Origin of the sequence: Paraburkholderia dilworthii, from assembly GCF_000472525.1 — a bacterium.
In the GTDB taxonomy this organism is placed as follows: domain Bacteria; phylum Pseudomonadota; class Gammaproteobacteria; order Burkholderiales; family Burkholderiaceae; genus Paraburkholderia; species Paraburkholderia dilworthii.
Genome location: NZ_AWZT01000023.1, coordinates 1 through 17,566, shown reverse-complemented (window position 1 = coordinate 17,566; position 17,566 = coordinate 1). Strand labels below are relative to the sequence as shown.

At 64.9% G+C, this 17,566-nt stretch carries 19 protein-coding genes and 1 pseudogene; 8 read left to right on the top strand and 12 right to left on the bottom strand.

Annotated features, from left to right (window positions below; all coding sequences use genetic code 11):
- Positions 1 to 51: 51 nt before the first annotated feature.
- The 3 genes from F759_RS0119885 to F759_RS0119875 all read left to right on the top strand — a co-directional run bounded on the left by F759_RS0119885 (position 52) and on the right by F759_RS0119875 (position 2,973).
- A complete protein-coding gene (locus tag F759_RS0119885; protein ID WP_027801426.1) occupies positions 52 to 1,935 on the top strand; it encodes a bifunctional sugar phosphate isomerase/epimerase/4-hydroxyphenylpyruvate dioxygenase family protein in 1,884 nt (627 codons plus the stop codon).
- A gap of 280 nt (positions 1,936 to 2,215) precedes the next feature.
- Positions 2,216 to 2,548 carry a hypothetical protein gene (locus F759_RS0119880; protein WP_027801425.1) on the top strand — a complete coding sequence of 111 codons (333 nt, stop codon included), beginning with the start codon at positions 2,216 to 2,218 and terminating at the stop codon, positions 2,546 to 2,548.
- Positions 2,549 to 2,712: 164 nt separating this feature from the next.
- Positions 2,713 to 2,973: a hypothetical protein gene (locus F759_RS0119875; RefSeq protein WP_020068253.1), complete on the top strand. Its 261-nt coding sequence runs from the start codon at positions 2,713 to 2,715 to the stop codon at positions 2,971 to 2,973.
- A 24-nt stretch (positions 2,974 to 2,997) separates the two neighbouring features.
- On the opposite strand, the gene F759_RS0119870 is transcribed toward F759_RS0119875, so the two are convergent.
- The 6 genes from F759_RS0119870 to F759_RS0119845 all read right to left on the bottom strand — a co-directional run bounded on the left by F759_RS0119870 (position 2,998) and on the right by F759_RS0119845 (position 8,053).
- Positions 2,998 to 3,327, bottom strand: a complete 330-nt coding sequence (locus F759_RS0119870) for a hypothetical protein (protein ID WP_027777611.1) — start codon at positions 3,325 to 3,327, stop codon at positions 2,998 to 3,000.
- Positions 3,328 to 3,337: 10 nt separating this feature from the next.
- Positions 3,338 to 4,105, bottom strand: coding sequence for an AraC family transcriptional regulator (locus tag F759_RS0119865; protein WP_027801424.1), 768 nt, complete (start codon positions 4,103 to 4,105; stop codon positions 3,338 to 3,340).
- 158 nt (positions 4,106 to 4,263) lie between these two features.
- A complete protein-coding gene (locus F759_RS0119860) occupies positions 4,264 to 5,544 on the bottom strand; it encodes an FAD-dependent oxidoreductase (protein ID WP_027801423.1) in 1,281 nt (426 codons plus the stop codon).
- A gap of 82 nt (positions 5,545 to 5,626) precedes the next feature.
- On the bottom strand, positions 5,627 to 5,902 hold the full coding sequence (locus F759_RS0119855; RefSeq protein ID WP_027801422.1) for a (2Fe-2S)-binding protein: 276 nt from the start codon (positions 5,900 to 5,902) through the stop codon (positions 5,627 to 5,629).
- Positions 5,895 to 7,022 carry an NAD(P)/FAD-dependent oxidoreductase gene (locus tag F759_RS0119850; RefSeq protein ID WP_027801421.1) on the bottom strand — a complete coding sequence of 376 codons (1,128 nt, stop codon included), beginning with the start codon at positions 7,020 to 7,022 and terminating at the stop codon, positions 5,895 to 5,897. Before F759_RS0119850 ends, F759_RS0119855 begins: the two co-directional genes overlap by 8 nt.
- Positions 7,019 to 8,053: a 4-hydroxyproline epimerase gene (locus F759_RS0119845; RefSeq protein WP_027801420.1), complete on the bottom strand. Its 1,035-nt coding sequence runs from the start codon at positions 8,051 to 8,053 to the stop codon at positions 7,019 to 7,021. The genes F759_RS0119850 and F759_RS0119845 overlap by 4 nt, the downstream gene beginning before the upstream one ends.
- 366 nt (positions 8,054 to 8,419) lie before the next feature.
- Between F759_RS0119845 and F759_RS0119840 the strand changes: the two genes are divergently transcribed.
- Positions 8,420 to 9,325, top strand: coding sequence for a dihydrodipicolinate synthase family protein (locus tag F759_RS0119840; protein ID WP_027801419.1), 906 nt, complete (start codon positions 8,420 to 8,422; stop codon positions 9,323 to 9,325).
- Positions 9,326 to 9,345: 20 nt separating this feature from the next.
- On the opposite strand, the gene F759_RS0119835 is transcribed toward F759_RS0119840, so the two are convergent.
- The gene (locus F759_RS0119835; RefSeq protein WP_027801418.1) at positions 9,346 to 10,068 is read right to left on the bottom strand and encodes a response regulator transcription factor; all 723 of its coding nucleotides are present in this window, start codon (positions 10,066 to 10,068) and stop codon (positions 9,346 to 9,348) included.
- A 394-nt stretch (positions 10,069 to 10,462) separates the two neighbouring features.
- Between F759_RS0119835 and F759_RS0119830 the strand changes: the two genes are divergently transcribed.
- Both F759_RS0119830 and F759_RS0119825 read left to right on the top strand, forming a co-directional pair.
- A complete protein-coding gene (locus tag F759_RS0119830) occupies positions 10,463 to 11,764 on the top strand; it encodes an MFS transporter (protein WP_027801417.1) in 1,302 nt (433 codons plus the stop codon).
- A gap of 328 nt (positions 11,765 to 12,092) precedes the next feature.
- Positions 12,093 to 13,559 carry an MFS transporter gene (locus F759_RS0119825; RefSeq protein WP_027801416.1) on the top strand — a complete coding sequence of 489 codons (1,467 nt, stop codon included), beginning with the start codon at positions 12,093 to 12,095 and terminating at the stop codon, positions 13,557 to 13,559.
- Positions 13,560 to 13,712: 153 nt separating this feature from the next.
- On the opposite strand, the gene F759_RS0119820 is transcribed toward F759_RS0119825, so the two are convergent.
- The 5 genes from F759_RS0119820 to F759_RS0119800 form a co-directional block, all read right to left on the bottom strand.
- The gene (locus F759_RS0119820; protein ID WP_027801415.1) at positions 13,713 to 13,985 is read right to left on the bottom strand and encodes a hypothetical protein; all 273 of its coding nucleotides are present in this window, start codon (positions 13,983 to 13,985) and stop codon (positions 13,713 to 13,715) included.
- 73 nt (positions 13,986 to 14,058) lie between these two features.
- Positions 14,059 to 14,490, bottom strand: coding sequence for a DoxX family protein (locus F759_RS0119815; RefSeq protein WP_013590635.1), 432 nt, complete (start codon positions 14,488 to 14,490; stop codon positions 14,059 to 14,061).
- Between the two features lie 171 nt (positions 14,491 to 14,661).
- Complete coding sequence (locus F759_RS0119810; protein ID WP_027801414.1) at positions 14,662 to 15,123, bottom strand: RbsD/FucU family protein; 462 nt, start codon at positions 15,121 to 15,123, stop codon at positions 14,662 to 14,664.
- Positions 15,124 to 15,149: 26 nt separating this feature from the next.
- Positions 15,150 to 15,491 carry a hypothetical protein gene (locus F759_RS38025; RefSeq protein ID WP_036024811.1) on the bottom strand — a complete coding sequence of 114 codons (342 nt, stop codon included), beginning with the start codon at positions 15,489 to 15,491 and terminating at the stop codon, positions 15,150 to 15,152.
- A gap of 51 nt (positions 15,492 to 15,542) precedes the next feature.
- Positions 15,543 to 15,911 (bottom strand): nuclear transport factor 2 family protein, encoded by a 369-nt coding sequence (locus F759_RS0119800; protein WP_027801413.1) that lies wholly within the window; start codon positions 15,909 to 15,911, stop codon positions 15,543 to 15,545.
- A gap of 220 nt (positions 15,912 to 16,131) precedes the next feature.
- Between F759_RS0119800 and F759_RS0119795 the strand changes: the two genes are divergently transcribed.
- Both F759_RS0119795 and F759_RS38020 read left to right on the top strand, forming a co-directional pair.
- The gene (locus tag F759_RS0119795) at positions 16,132 to 17,010 is read left to right on the top strand and encodes a helix-turn-helix domain-containing protein (protein WP_244438864.1); all 879 of its coding nucleotides are present in this window, start codon (positions 16,132 to 16,134) and stop codon (positions 17,008 to 17,010) included.
- A 323-nt stretch (positions 17,011 to 17,333) separates the two neighbouring features.
- Positions 17,334 to 17,566 (top strand): annotated as a pseudogene (locus F759_RS38020) (IS256 family transposase); the annotation flags it as partial.

Genomic DNA, 17,566 nt, shown 5'->3' with positions numbered 1-17,566 from the left:
CCCCACGCGCGTTCCCCGACTGCCGTCCGACTGTTTTTGCAGGAGCTGTTCATGCAACGTTCGATTGCCACCGTGTCGATCAGCGGCACCCTCGTAGAAAAGCTGACGGCGATTCAGGCGGCCGGCTTCGAGGGCGTCGAAATCTTCGAGAACGATTTGCTGTATTTCGACGGTTCGCCCGCCGACGTGCGGCGTATCGCCGAAGATCTCGGCCTCAAAATCATGCTGTTTCAGCCGTTCCGCGATTTCGACGGCGTAAGCGCCGAGCGCCTCGCGCGCAATCTCGACCGTGCGAAACGCAAGTTCGACGTGATGCACGAACTGGGCACGGATCGCATTCTGGTGTGCAGCAATGTGTCGCCGGACACCGTCTGCGACGATGCGCTGATGACCGACCAGCTCGGCGCACTTGCACAGGCCGCGGCAGCGGCCGGCGTGATCGCCGGCTATGAAGCGCTCGCATGGGGCCGGCACGTCAAGACCTATCGGCACGCATGGAAGCTCGTGAACGCGGTGAATCACCCCAATCTCGGACTTGTGCTGGACAGCTTTCACACGCTGTCGCTCAACGATACGGTCGACGCCATCGCCGAAATTCCAGGCGAGCGCATCGCGTTCGTGCAGATCGCCGACGCGCCGAAGCTCGCGATGGACGTGCTGGAATGGAGCCGCCATTACCGCTGTTTTCCGGGGCAGGGCGATTTCGACGTCGCCAACTTCACCGCTCAAGTCGTCAAAACGGGCTACAACGGCCCCCTGTCGCTCGAAATTTTCAACGACGGCTTTCGCGCCGCGCCCACTAACATCACGGCTGCAGACGGCCATCGCTCGTTGCTGTTTCTCGAAGAACAAACGCGTGCGCTGCTGCAAGCCGCGCGGCAGCCAGTCGGCGAGTTGTACGAATCGCCGGCGGCGCCCGCGCACGTCGGCTATCAGTTCCTCGAATTCGCGGTTGACCACACCACGCGTGCACATCTGGCTGACTGGCTCGGCAAGCTGCGCTTTCGTCAGGCGGGCCGGCATCGCTCGAAAGATGTGACGCTGTATCAGCACGGCGCCGCGTCGATCGTGCTGAACGCGGAGCCCGACTCGTTTGCCAATGCGTTCTTCCAGCAACACGGCTTGTCGCTGTGCGCGTCGGCGTTTCGCGTGGACGACGCGAATCAGGCATTCGGACGCGCGGCCGGCTTCGGCTACGCGCCGTTCTCCGGCCAGATTGGCCCGAATGAACGGGTGCTGCCCGCCGTGCAGGCGCCGGACGGCAGCCTGAATTATTTTGTCGACGAAACGCCCGATCAGCCCACGTTGTTCGAAGCCGACTTCGTGCTCACGGACGTCAACGGCCCGGCTGAAGTAGGGCCGCTGACCCGCATCGATCACGTGTGCCTCGCCGTGCCGGCGAATTCGCTGGATACGTGGGTGCTGTTTCTGCGCACCGCCTTCGGCTTTCAGGCCGAGCCCGGCGTGCTCGTGCCCGATCCTTATGGCCTCGTGCGCAGCCGCGCGCTGCGCAGCCGCGACGGCTCGGTTCGCGTGGTGCTGAACGCTTCGGTCGATCGCCATACGGCGGTGGCCGAGGCGCTGCATACCTATCACGGCTCGGGCCTGAATCATGTCGCGTTCAGCACCAACGACATTTTCGGCGCGATTCCCGAATTCGTCGCGGATGGCTTGCCGGTGCTGCGCATCCCGCGTAATTACTATGACGATCTCGCCGCCCGCTACGCGCTGCCGGACGATATGCTCGAAGCGCTGCGCGAGCACAATATCCTCTACGACCGCGATGAACGCGGCGGCGAGTTTTTCCACGCTTACACGGAACAGCTCGATCAGCGCTTCTTCATGGAGATCGTCGAACGGCGCGGCGGTTACGACGGCTACGGGGCGGGCAATGCGGCGGTGCGGCTCGCCGCACAGGCGCAGCGGCGTAAATAGACCGCATCCTGGGCGCTCGTTTCGAGGATGCGGACGCAAACCGCCGCGGCTTGCGTCGCATCGACTGTAAAGCGGTTTGCGGCGGTGTGGGCACGTCCAGTGCGGCGTCGACCGGGGATGCGCCTTCGCCCCGATATAATGGCGCTTTGAGTCGCGGTCCGCGGCTGGCTGAGTTGGCTGAATCGCTCAATCCCACGGCCACATGGGATTCCCGCCCGCCAGCGACGCCTCGAGCTCGAACCCGCGCCCCACCGCCGCCGAACGAAACGCCAGGAGAGATATGAAGAAGTTTGCCGTAGTCCTGTCAATTCCCCTGCTTTTCAGCGCTTGCGCCTACTTTCAGAAGAACCCGGATGCCGGCGAGCCGGTCACGGACACCACCACGCAGCGCTCGGTCAACGATGTCGTCGCCTGCCTGACGCAGTTGGCCTCCAACCACGACGCCGCGTTCAAATCCACGTCGATCCCGCAAGGCCAGATGCTGGACTTCGGCGATTCGAACATCGTCAAGGTGCGCAGCGACAACGGCGCGACCACTTACCGTTTCTACGCGGGCAAACGCCACGTGAACAATCTGTGGATCGAAACGGCTGGGAAAACCTGCGCGCCGTAAGCGAGAGCGCGGCCAGTCGGCCGAAAAAGCACGGCTGTTAAGCGTGGGTAAGGTGCGCCGGTGCCATCTTCGTGTCACGGTGTTACAGGACAATGGTTCTTAAGAATCGTTTAAGACTTCGTCCGCATGATGCCTCGGACACTATCCCGCACGAGGTGCGCACCATGAACCAGCCCGAACCGAATACCAACGACACACCGGCACCGGCGAGGCGCCCCACGATTCTGCGCCGTCTTCTGAGCCATCACGAACTGGCGACGCTGCTGCTTCTGCTGCACGCGCCTATCGACGCATCCGCCAAACCCGAGATTCCGCAACTGCACGAAGCCGGCCTGATCGAAACGATCTCGAACGAAGCGGGCGGTTCGCGCATCCGCCTGACGCCCGAAGGCAATGCCGTGCTGCGCGGGCTAGGCGTGAAATAACGCACGCTTTACGCCTGCCATACTTTACGCCTGCCATACGCCGTACCCCGCTTCGCGCAGTCCAATCGCCAGTTCCACTTCCATTTCCTGTGCGCCGCGATACGGCATGGGATTGAACACTTCATATAACTCGGGCACAAGGCGCAAGCCATAGTCGCGCACATAGCGATTGGCCTGAATGCCGGCCTTATGTCGGTCAAAGCGCAGATCGGGATCGAGCCCGGTCATCCCCACATACACGCAGGGCTTGTCGAACCGGTAATCCGGATTCGCGCGGCGAAAGCGCGCCTCGTTCCAGACTTTGTCGTCGAGTGCGACGACGTACACGTAATAGTGATGCTTGCGGCGAACCATATGCCAGGGCTCAACTCCGCGAAGTGCCGTGCAGCAGCATCCGGTATTCGGTCGGCGTGACGCCGACGGTCGCCTTGAATTGACGCGTGAAGGCGCTGTGATCGGTGTAGCCGCATAACGCGGCGACATCGGTTACCTTGTCGTGCGAGACCAGTAATGCGGTGGCGGCATCGAGCCGTGTCTTGAGCAAAACCTGGCGCGGCGTCAGATGAAAAACCTTGTGGAAATAGCGCTCAAGTTGCGCGACCGACATGTCCGCCATCACGGCCAACTGCTTCAGGTTCAACGGCTGCACATAGTTTTCCTGGATGAACTGCACCACCGCCGCGAGCCGGCTATACGCGGGATGGCTGCTTTCGTCCGCTCTCAGATCGCGTGAGATGCCGGCAAGCCCGACGATCATGCCCGCCGCGTCGCGCAACGGCTGCTTCGTGGTCAGGCACCAGCCCGGCTGGCGCCCCGGGTAAAGATGCAATTCCAGCTGATCGATCATCTGATTGCCGACATGGATGACGCCCTCGTCCTGCGCCGTGTAAATGCGGCCGAAGCGGCGTGGAAACACGTCTTCCGCGGTCTTGCCGAGAAGCGCCGCCTTTTCCTTGAAACCGCAGCGCGAAGCCAGTGTGCGGTTGACAAGCGCATAGCGTGCGTCGGCGTCCTTCACAAAGAAAACGACGTCGGGCAGCGCATCGAATACGGGCTCCAACTGCCTGAAGTGCGACAGCATGCCGGACAACATTGCTTCGTCAGGTGATAACTGATGAGCCAGCGTGTTCATCGTGCAAGTCCCGTGGGTCCGAGCCGTTTATGAGAGCACAGGCGTAAGCGCTGCATGCCGGGCCGTTGGCTTGCGATCGATTCGCGGTGCATGCGCCGTCGATTATAAAGCGGCCTACTCGCCGACAATATCCGCTCGGCGGCGACGGGCGGCGCGAGTCATTCCACCGGCGGCGGCTCTCTGCCTGCCGCGATCAGCGTGCCGATTTGCGCGGGGCTGAACGGCGGACGCGGCATCGCCGACGGCCAGCCGAAGTACACGCTCGCGGCGAGCCCGCATACCTTTCCCTGGCACGCTCCCATGCCGCAACGGGTATGCAGCTTCGCGTCGCGCCAGTTGTCGAACACGCGTACCTCGCCGACGCTCACGTCCTCGCAGCGGCACAGCAGCGTGTCGTCGACGGGGGTCGTGCGCGCGGCCGGCCGCAGTGCAAAGGCGCTTTCGACGCGCGTCGCAAAGCGGCGCCAGCGCTCGCGCTGCGCGTGCAGTGCGCTGCAATCCGACGTTGCGCCGCTTGCGGTCAAGCCTGCGAGTTCGCCTTCGACTATCGCCAGCTCCGCGCCGCCGACGCCGGTGCATTCGCCGGCCGCGAACACGCCGTCGACCGAGGTGCGCTGGGCGGCATCTATTGCGATGCCGCCCGCTTCATCGATTGCACAACCGAGCGCCTGAGCTAGCGCGACATTCGGCGCCAGTCCAAAGCCGCACGCGATCCGCTCGCAATCGAGCGTTACGCTGCCACGCCCGCGCCGGATCGTGACCTGCTGGACGCGGCCCTTTCCGTGCGCCGCCGCGACCATGCTGCCGGTCCAGTAGTGCACGCTGGTGAAACCGCGCGACATGCTCAACGCCTGCCGCAGCTTCGCGGGTTCGCGTATCAGCGACGCGCCAAAGCGCAGCACATCGACGCTGGACGCCTGCTCGACGACCGCGAGCACCCGTGCGCCCGCCGCGCGGGCAGTAGCCAGCGCCGCGATCAGCAGCGGGCCGCTGCCGGCGATCACGACGCGCTCTCCGCGCACCGGCAGGCCGCCTTTGATCAGCGCTTGCAATGCACCCGCGCCGGTCACGCCGGGCAACGTCCAGCCCTCGAATGGCAGCAAGCGCTCGCGCGCGCCGGTCGCGAGAATCAGGCGCCCGTATGTCAGACACATGCCGCCCTGTTCCGCCGATTCGACCAGCAGCCCGCGCGGCGCGAGCGGCGCGATAACCCGCGTCGACGGGAAGTGCGTGACGTTGCTGCGGCGACTCAACGCGGCGAGCAGGTTTTGCAGCGGCGCCAGCTGCGAATGGCCCGGACCTTGACGCCAGATCTGGCCGCCGACGCGCGGATTGTCGTCGAGCAACGCGACGCTTATGCCTTCGCGCGCCGATGCAAGCGCCGCATGCAGACCGGCCGGACCGGCGCCGATTACGATGACGTCGAAGTGGTGGGTCATCTTGATGATCGCCTTGCGCACGCGGCCCGACCCGACCTGCATCGCAGCGAATTGCCGGCACAGACCACTTCGAAGTGCGGGGTCATCGCGCGCCCTCTCTCTGCGTGCGCACCGTCTGGCCGTCGCAGCACAGCGTCTGACATGCGAGCGCATGCGCGCGGCCGTCTATCGTCACGCGGCATTCCTGACACACGCCCATGCCGCAGAATGCGGCGCGCGGCTCGCCGCCGACGGACACGCGCGTCCCGCTTTTTGCGCCCGCGATAACCAGCGCCGCGGCCACCGTCGTGCCCGGGTCAACCTCGATAGAGACGCCGTCGATGTTCAAACGAAGCCGCGCCGCGCCGTTCTCAGTCATGCGCCACCTCATGCACGAAACGACTTGGCAAATACGGCTCGACCGGAATCGCCGCCGCACTTGCGACGATCTGCGCCGCGAGCAATTTCGCCGTCGCGAGCGAAGTCGTCACGCCCAAACCTTCGTGACCGACGGCGAGCCACACGCCGGGCGCGCGCTCGCCCGCTGGACCGATCAGCGGCAAGCCATCCGGCGACGCCACGCGAAAGCCCGTCCATGCGCGAATGCCGTTCAACTGCGGCAGCGTCGGCAGATAGCGCGCGGCACGTTGCAGCATTTGCGCGAGCACAGGCATCTCGACCGCCGGGTCGGTCGTGCCGAACTGGCGCGACGAGCCGATCAGCAGTTGCCCCGTAGGCCGTGGTTGCGCATTGAACGCGACGGACGTGCCGGTCGCATGATGCGCGCTCTTGATGTAGCCGAGCTCCAGCAGTTGATGCCGGATCAGTTCGGGATAGCGGTCGGTGATCAGCAGGTGGCCCTTTTTCGGTTGCAGCGGCAGTTCAGGTAGCAACGCCTGAGCGCCGAGGCCATTGGCGACGATCACGTGCGCCGCGCTGCGCCGCTCGCCATTCGCCAGCATTACGCCGGCAGCATCGACTGAACAGACCCGCGCGCCGCGCCGCACGCCGATATTCGCGGACGCCGGTGATTGCGTCAGCAGCCACTGCGCCGCCGTTGGCGCGTACACGATGCAGTCATGCTCGATGCGCAAGCCCCCGACGAGCGATGACGCAACCGCCGGTTCACACGCGCGCAAGGCGGGCGCGTCGAGCAACTGGGCAGAAATGCCTTGCGCTTCGTAGGCGGCATGCATCGCGCGGGCGGCCTGACACTCTTCGTCGTCGGCGGCGAGCCAGAGCGTGCCGCAGCGCGCGAACGCATCGCGCGCGCGCAACTGCGGCGCGAGTTGCAGCCACAGTTCGCGCGAGTAGCGGGACAGCGCGAACTCCGCAGGCGAGTCGTTCATCACGACGATATGGCCCATGCCCGCCGCCGTCGCGCCGCCGCCGATGCCGTGCGCGTCGAGCACCTCGACCCGCATGCCGAGCGCGGCCAGTTCGGCCGCGCAGGCCGCGCCCACAATCCCCGCGCCGACGATCAACGCGTCCGCCCTCATACCGTGCGGATGCCCCATGCGAACGGATCGCGCCCGTCGAAGCAAAGCCGCCCTTCCGCCGTGATATGCGCGTGGCCGGTGATGGTGGGGATGACCGGTGTGCCGTCGGGTGGAATTGCTGGTGCGCCCTGGCTGAGTGGGATCGCTGGCACGTCATAACCGGTTGGAACCATTGGAATGCCATCGCCGGCATAGCGATAGCTCGCCTCAAACACGCTGCCGATGATGCTCTCCTGCCGCCATACCGCGCCCTCGGCCAGCTTGCCGTCCGCCGCGACGCACGCGACTTTCGCGCTCGTGCCCGTACCGCACGGCGAGCGGTCGTACGCATTGCCGGGACACAGCACGAAGCTGCGGCTGTCGATGCCGTCGCGCGAGCCGGGCCCGAAGAGTTCAATATGGTCGATCAGCGCGCCGTCCGCGCCGGTGATCTGCTGCGCGATCAGCGCGTCGCGGATCGCCGCGCTCAAGGCGGTCAACTCGGGGATGCGCGCAGCTTCCAGCGGACGGCCGTGCTCCGCGACGAGAAAGAACCAGTTGCCGCCCCAGCCGATGTCGCCCGTCAGCACGCCATGTCCCGGCACATCGACTTGAATCGCTTTGCGATAACGATAAGCGGGCACGTTGCGCACCGCAACGCTGCCATCGTCGTTGAGCGTGGCTTCCACGACGCCGACCGGCGTCTCGATCCGATGACGCCCCGGCCCGATTCGCCCCATATGCGCGAGCGAAACGACGAGGCCGATCGTGCCGTGACCGCACATGCCCAGATAGCCAACATTGTTGAAGAAGATCACGCCGGCCGCGCACGACGGGTCGTCAGGTTCGCACAGTAACGCGCCCACCACGACGTCGGAGCCGCGAGGTTCGGTGACAATCCCGGCGCGCCAGTCGTCGAAGCGCGTGCGGAATACGTCGAGCCGTTGCGCCAGCGTTCCGTCGCCGAGGTCCGGGCCACCCGACACCACGAGGCGGGTCGGTTCACCGCCGGTGTGCGAGTCGATGATATTGAGCGTTTTCATGACGCACATGGTAGGAACGGCGCACGCGTGAGTCTTGGTGCGTCTGCGCGCGGATTGTGACGATTTCGGCATAGCGCATGTCAGCGGCAGCCAGGATGTGCGCGAAAGCGCAGCGCTTCGAAACGGCGACGGCGGCGCATCAGCCGCGCTTCGCCCAAGGACGTGGCTCGGTCATCTTACACTCCCTCGCACAGATCTCCGCCGCATCCCCGGTTAACGAATGTGCCGCGAAACATGCCGTCGAGCGTGGACGGCGCAAGCCCAAAAAATCTGCCCTATGCCGAAATCGTCATCCGCCACGCGCGATTGACGCAAGACGTCAGCCTTTTCGCTGCTTACACTGCGCTTGAACTCATCACATTCAGGAGAGCAGTCGTGGCGCATATCTGGGAAGGCGTATTGCCCGCAGTCACCACCAAGTTCAACGCGGATTTCAGCATAGACCGTGCATGGACCGGCAAGAATATCGAAGCGCAGATCGACGCGGGCGTGGACGGCATCATCGTTTGCGGATCGCTCGGCGAAGCGTCGACGCTCTCGCTCGACGAAAAGCTCCAGGTGCTGGACATCGCAGTGGAAGCGTCGCGCGGCCGCGTACCTGTGCTTTTGACCATCGCGGAAAACAGCACGCTCGACGCCTGCCGCCAGGCCGAAGCCGGCAGCCGCCGCGGCGCGAACGGTTTCATGGTGCTGCCGGGACTGCGCTATCTTTCGGACCGGCGCGAGACGCTGCACCATTTCCGCAGCGTCGCCGATGCAAGCGCGCTGCCACTGATGATCTACAACAATCCGCTCGCGTACGGCGTCGACATGACGCCCGAGATGTTCGCGGAAATCGCCGACGAGCAGAAAATCGTCGCGATCAAGGAATCATGCGGCGACGTGCGGCGCGTGACCGATCTGATCAACGCGGTCGGCGACCGCTTCGCCATTCTGTGCGGCGTCGACAATCTCGCGATGGAAGCCATGCTGATGGGCGCGCATGGCTGGGTGGCCGGTCTCGTGTGCGCATTTCCGCACGAGACGGTGGCGATCTACAAACTGCTGAAAGCGGGACGGCTGGAAGAAGCGCGGGCGATCTACCGCTGGTTCGCCCCGCTGCTCGCGCTCGACGTCTCACACAAGCTCGTTCAGAACATCAAGCTCGCCGAAACGATGGTCGGCCTCGGCACGGAGCCGGTGCGCCCGCCGCGCCTGCCTCTTGCGGGCGACGAACGCGCGACCGTGGAAGCGTTGATTCGCAAGGCGCTCGAAACACGGCCGGAATTGCCGCGCCTTTAAGCCAATGCAATGAAAAAACGTCAGGCGGCCTGCGGGTGCGCATGCACGGATTCTTCGTGGCGCAGATGCAGCAGCCTGTAACCGCTCTTATAAACGGGCTGCAAGCGGAACTCGTTTTGCGGCTCGATTTCGAGCAACAGGCGCAGCCGCGACACATGGCTGTCGATGGTGCGCGTGAACTCGCGGAATTCGCGGCCCCAGACCATCGCGAAGATGTGATCGCGGGACATCACGCGGCCTATGTTCGAGAAGAACAGCGAAGCCAGCCGGTATTGCGTGCCGGATAACGGGACCGGCTGGCCGCGCAGAAGAACGATCTGACGATGGGTGTCGAAACGGTACGGGCCCACGTCGAAGCTCGAGGTGCTGAAGCGGTCCGGATACGCACGCCGCAACAACGCCGTGACGCGCTCGCGAAACTCCGCCGGACGCAGCGGGAGCGCGGCGTAATCGTCGGCGCCGTTGACGAAGGCGCGCACCATGCTCTCCTCCGACGCGTCTGTCGACACGAAGATCACCGGCACGCGGTCGCCGCCGACCGCACGCGCCGTCCTCAACACCTCGGTGCCCGACAGACGGCTGCCATGCCAGTCGAGCACCAGCAGATCCACGGTGGACCGGGCAAGCGTTTTCGACATGGTGAGCCCATCGTCGTAGCCTGCGCAGGTATGGCCGGCATTCGTCAGAATTTTTTCAATCGACTGACGCATGACGGGATCACGTTGAAGAATGGCAATGCGCATGGGATTACTCTTAACAGATGGCGTGGACGCGATTCTCGAAGGCGCCTGTGGCCTATCCCATAGGATCAATCCTAATTTAAAGGCTGCTCAGACGAATCCGGTCGCCGAACGGCCGACGGACTACAACGACCTTCCATGCAACGCGCAGCGCGGTCGGGGCATCGCGAAATCGCGATACCGACGGAACTTTTCCCAATCTAATTAAGCACTTCCCGAATCGAGACGCCGCCATCCTGTAAAATCCCGCGCTGGCTTCTTTTCGTCATCGCGCCGCCCTACCCGGGCCGGCGCGCCGGTGTCCCGCGCTCTACCCAGCCGTTGCCACACTTCTCGCCCGACGACCGCCGTTTTTCCACGCCACACGTGGTTTCCAATTCAAGACAACGACATAGCAATGCAAGCGACAAATCTGGGTGGAGCGCAGGCTGTCACCCCACGCCCTCTTGGGCGCAGCGACTACAAGACGCTCGGCCTCGCCGCTCTCGGCGGTGCGCTCGAGTTCTACGACTTCATCATTTTCGTATTCTTCGCGCCGGCAATCGGCCAATTGTTCTTTCCGGCCGCGATGCCGGACTGGCTGCGGCAGGTGCAGACGTTCGGCATCTTCGCGGCCGGTTATCTCGCGCGGCCGCTCGGCGGAATCATCATGGCGCACTTCGGCGATCTGTTCGGCCGCAAGCGCATGTTCACGCTGAGCGTGCTGCTGATGTCCGTGCCGACGCTGATGATGGGCCTATTGCCCACGTACGCGAGCATCGGCGTGATGGCGCCCGTTCTCCTGCTGTTGTTTCGCGTGATGCAAGGCGCGGCCGTCGGCGGTGAAGTGCCGGGCGCGTGGGTGTTCGTCTCGGAGCATGTGCCGCAGCGCCACATCGGCTACGCGTGCGGCACGCTGACGGCGGGCCTGACGGCAGGCATTCTGCTCGGTTCGCTGATCGCTTCCGCGGTCAATCGCAACTTCGCGCCCACCGAAATCACCGATTACGCCTGGCGCATCCCGTTCCTCGTCGGCGGCGTGTTCGGCATGTTTTCGGTCTACCTGCGCCGCTGGCTGCACGAGACGCCGGTGTTCGCCGAACTCAAGCAGCGCAAGGCGATTGCCGCCGAAGTGCCGCTCAAGGCCGTGCTGCGCGACCACGGCCGCGCGGTGATCGTCTCGATGCTGCTCACGTGGATGCTGTCGGCCGCCATCGTCGTCGTGATTCTGATGACACCGACGCTGCTGCAAAAGCAGTTTCACATTGTGCCGGCCACCGCACTGCTGGCGAACTGCGTGGCGACGCTGTGCCTGACCATCGGCTGCGTGATGGCGGGTTCGATCGCCGGCCGCATCGGCGCGGGACGCACGATTTTCGTCGGCGGCCTCGCGCTGGCGGTGACCTACTACCTGATGTTCCAGCAACTCGCCGTCGATACCTCGGCGCTCGTGCCGCTGTACGGCGCGGCGGGGCTGCTGGTCGGCGTGATCGGCGCGATTCCGTTCGTGATGGTGAAAGCCTTCCCGCCCGCCGTGCGCTTTTCGGGCATCTCGTTTTCGTACAACGTCGCGTATGCGGTGTTCGGCGGCCTTACGCCAATCGCCGTGTCGCTGATGATGAAGTCGAACCCGATGGCCGCGCCGTTGTATGTCGGCGCAATCTGTGTGGTCGGGGCATTGACGACGCTGTTCATCAAGGACGCGCCGCAGAAGCGCTGATCCAGCGCTTGCGGTTGTGAACGAACGGCGCGCTTGGGGCGCGCCGTTTTTGTTTGGGTGGTGGTGTTTGGGTGGTGCTTCGCTTCGGGTGGTGCTTTGCTTGGGGGCAGTGTTTCGCTTCGGGTAGTGTCCCGCTTCCATGCGGCGCTTCCATGCGGCGTTTCCCTTGGCGGCTGCCCTTCGCTTCGTGCACCGTGTCCGCCTACACACGACATCCAGCTCGGCCCCACATTCACGCCTGAACACGACACTCGCCATTTTCCACCGACATCCACACTTCACGCCAAGCCGAAACATCGGGCGCCGCATCGGGCCTACGATGTAGCGCATGAACCCCTCAAAACCTCCCGTTCCGCCCGCCCTCGGCCGCGTCCTCGCGACCGTCAGCGTGGGCTTCGTCGTCACGCAGCTCGACGTGACCATCGTCAACATCGCGCTGCCTGAGATCGGCGCGAATCTGCATGCGAATGTCGCCGGCCTGCAATGGGTCGTCGACGCCTACACCCTTGCGTTCGCCGTGCTGATGCTGTCGGCTGGCGCGCTCGGCGACCGTTTCGGCGCGCGCCGGCTGTACGCGGCGGGCATCGTGCTGTTCGCGCTGGCGTCGCTGGCTTGCGGACTTGCTCTCGACGCCCCGATGCTGGTTGCCGCGCGCGCGCTGCAAGGGGTCGGCGCCGCCGCGATGCTGCCGAACTCGCTCGCGCTGCTGAACCAGTCGTACGGACACGACCCGAAACTGCGAGCTCGCGCGGTCGGACTCTGGACGGCTGCGGGCGCGATTTCCATTGCGGCAGGCCCGGTGGCAGGCGGCCTCCTGATCGCGGCCTTCGGATGGCGCAGCATTTTTCTCGTCAATCTGCCGATCTGCGCCGCCGGCTTTCTGGCGACGCTGCTGTGGGTGCCGCGGCCGGAAGCCACTCGCGCGGCCCCGCCACCCGCGGCAAACAAAGACGCGGCTCCGCGCGGCATCGATCTGAGCGGCCAGTCGCTCGCCATCGTCGCTTTGACCGCATTCGTCGCCGCAGTGATCGAATGGCGGCCCCTCGGACTTGGCCATCCGCTCGTCGCGGGCGGCTTCGTGCTCGCGGCGCTCGCCGGTATCGCGTTCGTCGCCGTCGAAGCGCGTGCGCCCGCGCCGATGCTGCCGCTCTCGCTCTTCGCGAAGCGCAGCTTCAGTGCGGCCGTGCTATTTGGCATCTGCGTGAACATGACCTACTACGGGATGGTGTTCGTGCTGAGCCTTTACCTCCAGCGAGTGCGCGGCTACACGGCGCTGCAGGCCGGCCTCGCGTTCCTGCCGTTGACGGGCGGCTTCCTGATCTCGAATGTCGCGAGCGGCTGGGTGGTCGGCCGCTTCGGCGTGCGGGTGCCGATGATCGCTGGCGCGGTCACCGCCGGACTCGGCTACGGCCTGCTACACCTGGTGGACGCGAACACGCCGCTCATCGGCCTGCTGCTGCCGTTCCTGCTGATTCCGTCAGGCATGGGGCTGGCCGTCCCGGCGATGACTACCGCCGTGCTGGCATCGGCGGAAGCGAGGCGCGCGGGCACGGCATCGGCGGTACTGAACACGGCGCGCCAGGCGGGCGGCGCGGTAGGCGTGGCCGCGTTCGGCGCGCTCGCCAGCGGCTCGGCCGCCACGCAAATCGTCTCGGGGATGCAAGCGGCGACCGCGATCTCGGTCGGCCTGCTGGTGTTTGGCGGCGTGATGAGCTGCCTCGTGCATCCGCAGCCGCATTCGTCGTCGAAGGCGCCGCGTGAAGCAGATTCCGCGCGTGTCGGCAACTCGCGCTGAGCTTGCACCCTAGCCCTTGGGCCTTGGGCCCGCGCGGTTTCGCGGACCACAAAAAAGACCCCCGCGGCTTAAACGCCTCGGGGAGAGTCAGCAGGGCATGAGCGGTGGATCGTCAGCAATGAATAGGCCGCGCGTGACGCAGCCCGGCTCGCTCTACAGCGACGCCTCCTGAATCGTTCCGGTATTGATAGCGGCTTCGATCAGCCCTTCGTTTTGCGCCTTGCTGATCGCGTCGGCGATCAGTTTTTCCGGCTCCTCGATTTCGGCCTTGATTGCGCCCAGGAACCCGGACGCATCCAGAACCACGAGTGTTTTCGCGGATTCCGCGAGGCTGATGATCACGCGATGCGGCGTGGGGCCTTCTCCGAGACTCGCGCACAACTGCAACACCTTGCCGCCAACGGATTGCTCGAAACTTTGAATCATATTTGCTCCCTTGATTGCAGCCGGAATACGACAGCCAGGCAAAACCAGCAGGGGATCGCTGAACGTGGTGCGCTCAGAGCCCCAATCCGCCGCGCGGCGCGCGCGCACCGTCGATACTGATACGCCCCGCGCCGGTCACGAACAGCAGCAGAAAACCGCCGGCAATACCAATGTTTTTCCAGAAGTGAATCACCATGTCGCGCTGCAAGGCGGCGTCCGTCACGTTCCAGAAGTCGTGGCCGAGGACCGCGGTGGCCACCGTATAAACCGCCATGATGAGCGCGAGCGGGCGCACCTTGAAGCCGACGATCAGCAGCAGCCCGCCCAATGCCTCAACCGCGGTGGCGATCGGCGCGGCGATCTGCACAAAGGGCACGCCCTTCGAATGCAGATAGCCGACAAAGCCCGCATAGCCCAGCAGTTTCATCACACCGCCCCACAGGAACAGAACGGCAAGGGCGATACGTGCGATGAGAATAACGCCGGAATCGACGGGACGCGTCATGAGGGACTCCTGTAGATGAATAAGCAGCAGACCCGGCTCAAAGGCCGCAGTTCCCTACTTTGCCTCTGAGCATATGTGCATTGCCCGCGCTTTCCAAGGCGGACAAACGCCTGAGCACCCGAAAGCGGCACGCAGCGACTGTCAGCGCAGATGAGCACGGATCAGCGCTGATCAGCGCGGCGCGTCCGGCGCAAGCAGAACGCCTTTCGTGAAGACGAAGCAGCCGTAGCCGCGCTCCTCGCCCGTGGCGATCACGCAATACGCTTTGCGCGCACGCTCATAAAACGCGAACCGTTCGATGGACGCAAACGGTACGTCGCGGCCTTCGGCGGCGTTGACCTCGATCTGTGCCTCACGCTGCACGGCCGGAATGGTATGCGGCTCGCCGACGACCTCCATGCGCGACGCGGGTTGATCGATGAATGTATCGAGCGGCATCACCGAGAGTACCGCGCGGATCGCCCGCGGCGCGCTCACGCCATCGAGATGAAGCAGCTTGCCGAGCACCGTGGAACGCGCGACGGCGCTGCCTGGAAAGTTGGCGTCGCAAATGATGAGTTCATCGCCGTGACCCATTGAGCGGAGCGCATGCAGTATGTCGGCGTTGAGCAGAGGATCGAGATTCTTAAGCACTGTGTCTCCATGCAAGTTGCTTGCGGTTATTCGAATGGCTCGCATTGCGGCAATCGATTGTAGCAAGCAACGTTGCGCGCTTCGGAGAGATTCCTGCGCGCACCGAAGATCTGCTCACACGCGCCGCGGCCCGCCGCCGGGGCGCAACCGCAGCGCCACCGCAACCATCCGACGAGCGCAAGCAGCGCCAGGCCCGCGCCCCCCAGCACCGGTTCGCGCCAACCGAGCAACGCGGTGAACATGAACGCGCGCGTGCCGGCGAGCAGCGCGAAGCCGACGATTGCGCCGCACAGCGCGTCGATGGCATGCGCGCAGCGGGCAAGGCCGATGACAGGCGAATGAGCCGGCACGGTAACGGGCTCGTGCATGATCGTCTCCAGCGAAAGATGGGCGGTGGCGAGGCTGCGGCGCATGCGTGCTCAAGCGCCTGCGGGCAGTTGATCGAGGAAGCCGGTCACCGTCTGAAGACGGCCGTGCGCGTCGACCATGCCGAAGTCGGAGCCCTTGACGATGGCTTCGCCTGCCGGCGTGACGAGCTCCCACGAAAAACGCAGACGGTCGCCGAAACCGTCAACGTCGGCCGAGCGGCGAAACGTGTGATGCGCAAAGCGCTCCTGCACCGCACGGATCATCGCGTCGATGCCGTCGTGGCCCGAGCCGGTCATCAGCGGATCGCGGTAGTCGGCGTCCGGCGCCCAGGTCGCGGCGATCAGTTGGCGACGGCGCGCGCCATCGGTCTCATTCCATGCGTCGAAATAACGGTCGATCAGATCGGTATGCGCGTTCATCTGAAACTCCTTCATTGTCAATGTCTGAGCGCTACGCTCGGCATACAGGTCGCATGCGGCTGGCTCGGAGTGAAGATTCGCGGTTAGCGGGCCGCGCGTCGATTACGTGGCAGGTAATCGTTGCGCGGCGAGTGGCGGTCAATGCAGCGCGCGGCAACGCGTCGAGCGCATTACCTCGCGGGTAATGGATCGCAGCGGCGCTTTGGCTATCATCGGTGGCATGAACACACTTTCTCTTGCGCAAAGCGCGCCGTCGACACCGCCCTCGGCCAGCCGCACCGTCGGCGATCTGCTGCGTGAATGGCGGCAGCGGCGACGGATGAGCCAGTTGCTGCTTGCCGCCGAAGCTGACATCTCGACGCGGCACCTGAGCTTCGTCGAATCCGGCCGCGCGATGCCGAGCCGCGAGATGGTCATGCATCTTGCCGAGCGCCTCGACGTGCCGCTGCGCGCACGTAATGCGCTGCTGATGGCTGCGGGTTATGCGCCGCTGTTTCGCGAGCGTCCGCTGTCGGACCCGCAGCTAAGCGCCGCACGCGAGGCCGTGGAACTGGTGCTGAGGGGACACGAGCCGTATCCGGCGCTCGCCATCGACCGTCACTGGACCATCGTCGCCACGAACAATGCGCTTGCGCCGCTGCTTTCGGGCGCGAGTCCCGATCTGCTGGCGCCGCCCGTGAATGCGTTGCGCCTGAGCCTGCATCCAGATGGCATTGCTTCGTCGATCGTCAACTGGCACGCGTGGCGAGAACACGTGCTCGCGCGGCTGCAACGTCAGATCGACGTGAGCGCCGACGAAACGCTAAGTGCGTTGCGCGACGAACTCGCGGCTTACCCGGCGCCGCCCGGAGCGCAGCCGCCCAGCACCGACGATAGCCCGCTCAATCAGATCGCCGTGCCGCTGCGGTTGCGCACACCGCTTGGCGTGCTGTCGTTTTTCAGCACGACGACGGTGTTCGGCACGCCGGTGGACGTGACGTTGTCGGAACTCGCAATCGAGGCGTTCTTTCCGGCAGATCCGCAGACCGCAGCCGCGTTGCGCGAGTTTGCCGAGAACCAGCGCTTGGGCGGCGTCGAGGAGGCGGGTGCTGGGGGATGAGGGATGGGCGGCGGTGAGTGCGGTGGGATGGGCGGCGGTGAGTGCGGCGGGAGGCGACGCGCGGGTTTGCGGGTTTGCGGGTTTGGGGCTTGCGGCGTTGCCGGTGTGCAGGTGTCGCGGCGGCATGGCAGCGTGGCGGTGGCATGGTATCGCGGTATCCCGGTGGCGCAGTGCGGCAGCGCGCCGGTGGCGCGGCTGCCACCACGGCGCGGCGGGCCCCGCAGAGCCTGGCGCTGATCACAAGCAAGCCGCGAACAGCGACGCGGAGCCTGTCAGATTTTTAGTGTGTCGAGGTCATGAGACGATAACGGAAATAACGTCCAATGACCGAAACAACAGTGACCAGGAAGAGCAAGAACCCGAAGGCGCCGAAGCTGTTCCCCNATGAGCTGATCGATCAACTGCTGGCGCAGGTGCAGAACAGGAACGCCGAGTCGGTTCTCGGGGAATCGGGCCTGGCCGGGCGACTGAAGAAGCAACTGGCTGAGCGCATGTTGGCCGCGGAGCTGACGCATCACCTGGAGAGCGAGGCGGAGCAAGGCAGCGCCGGCAACCA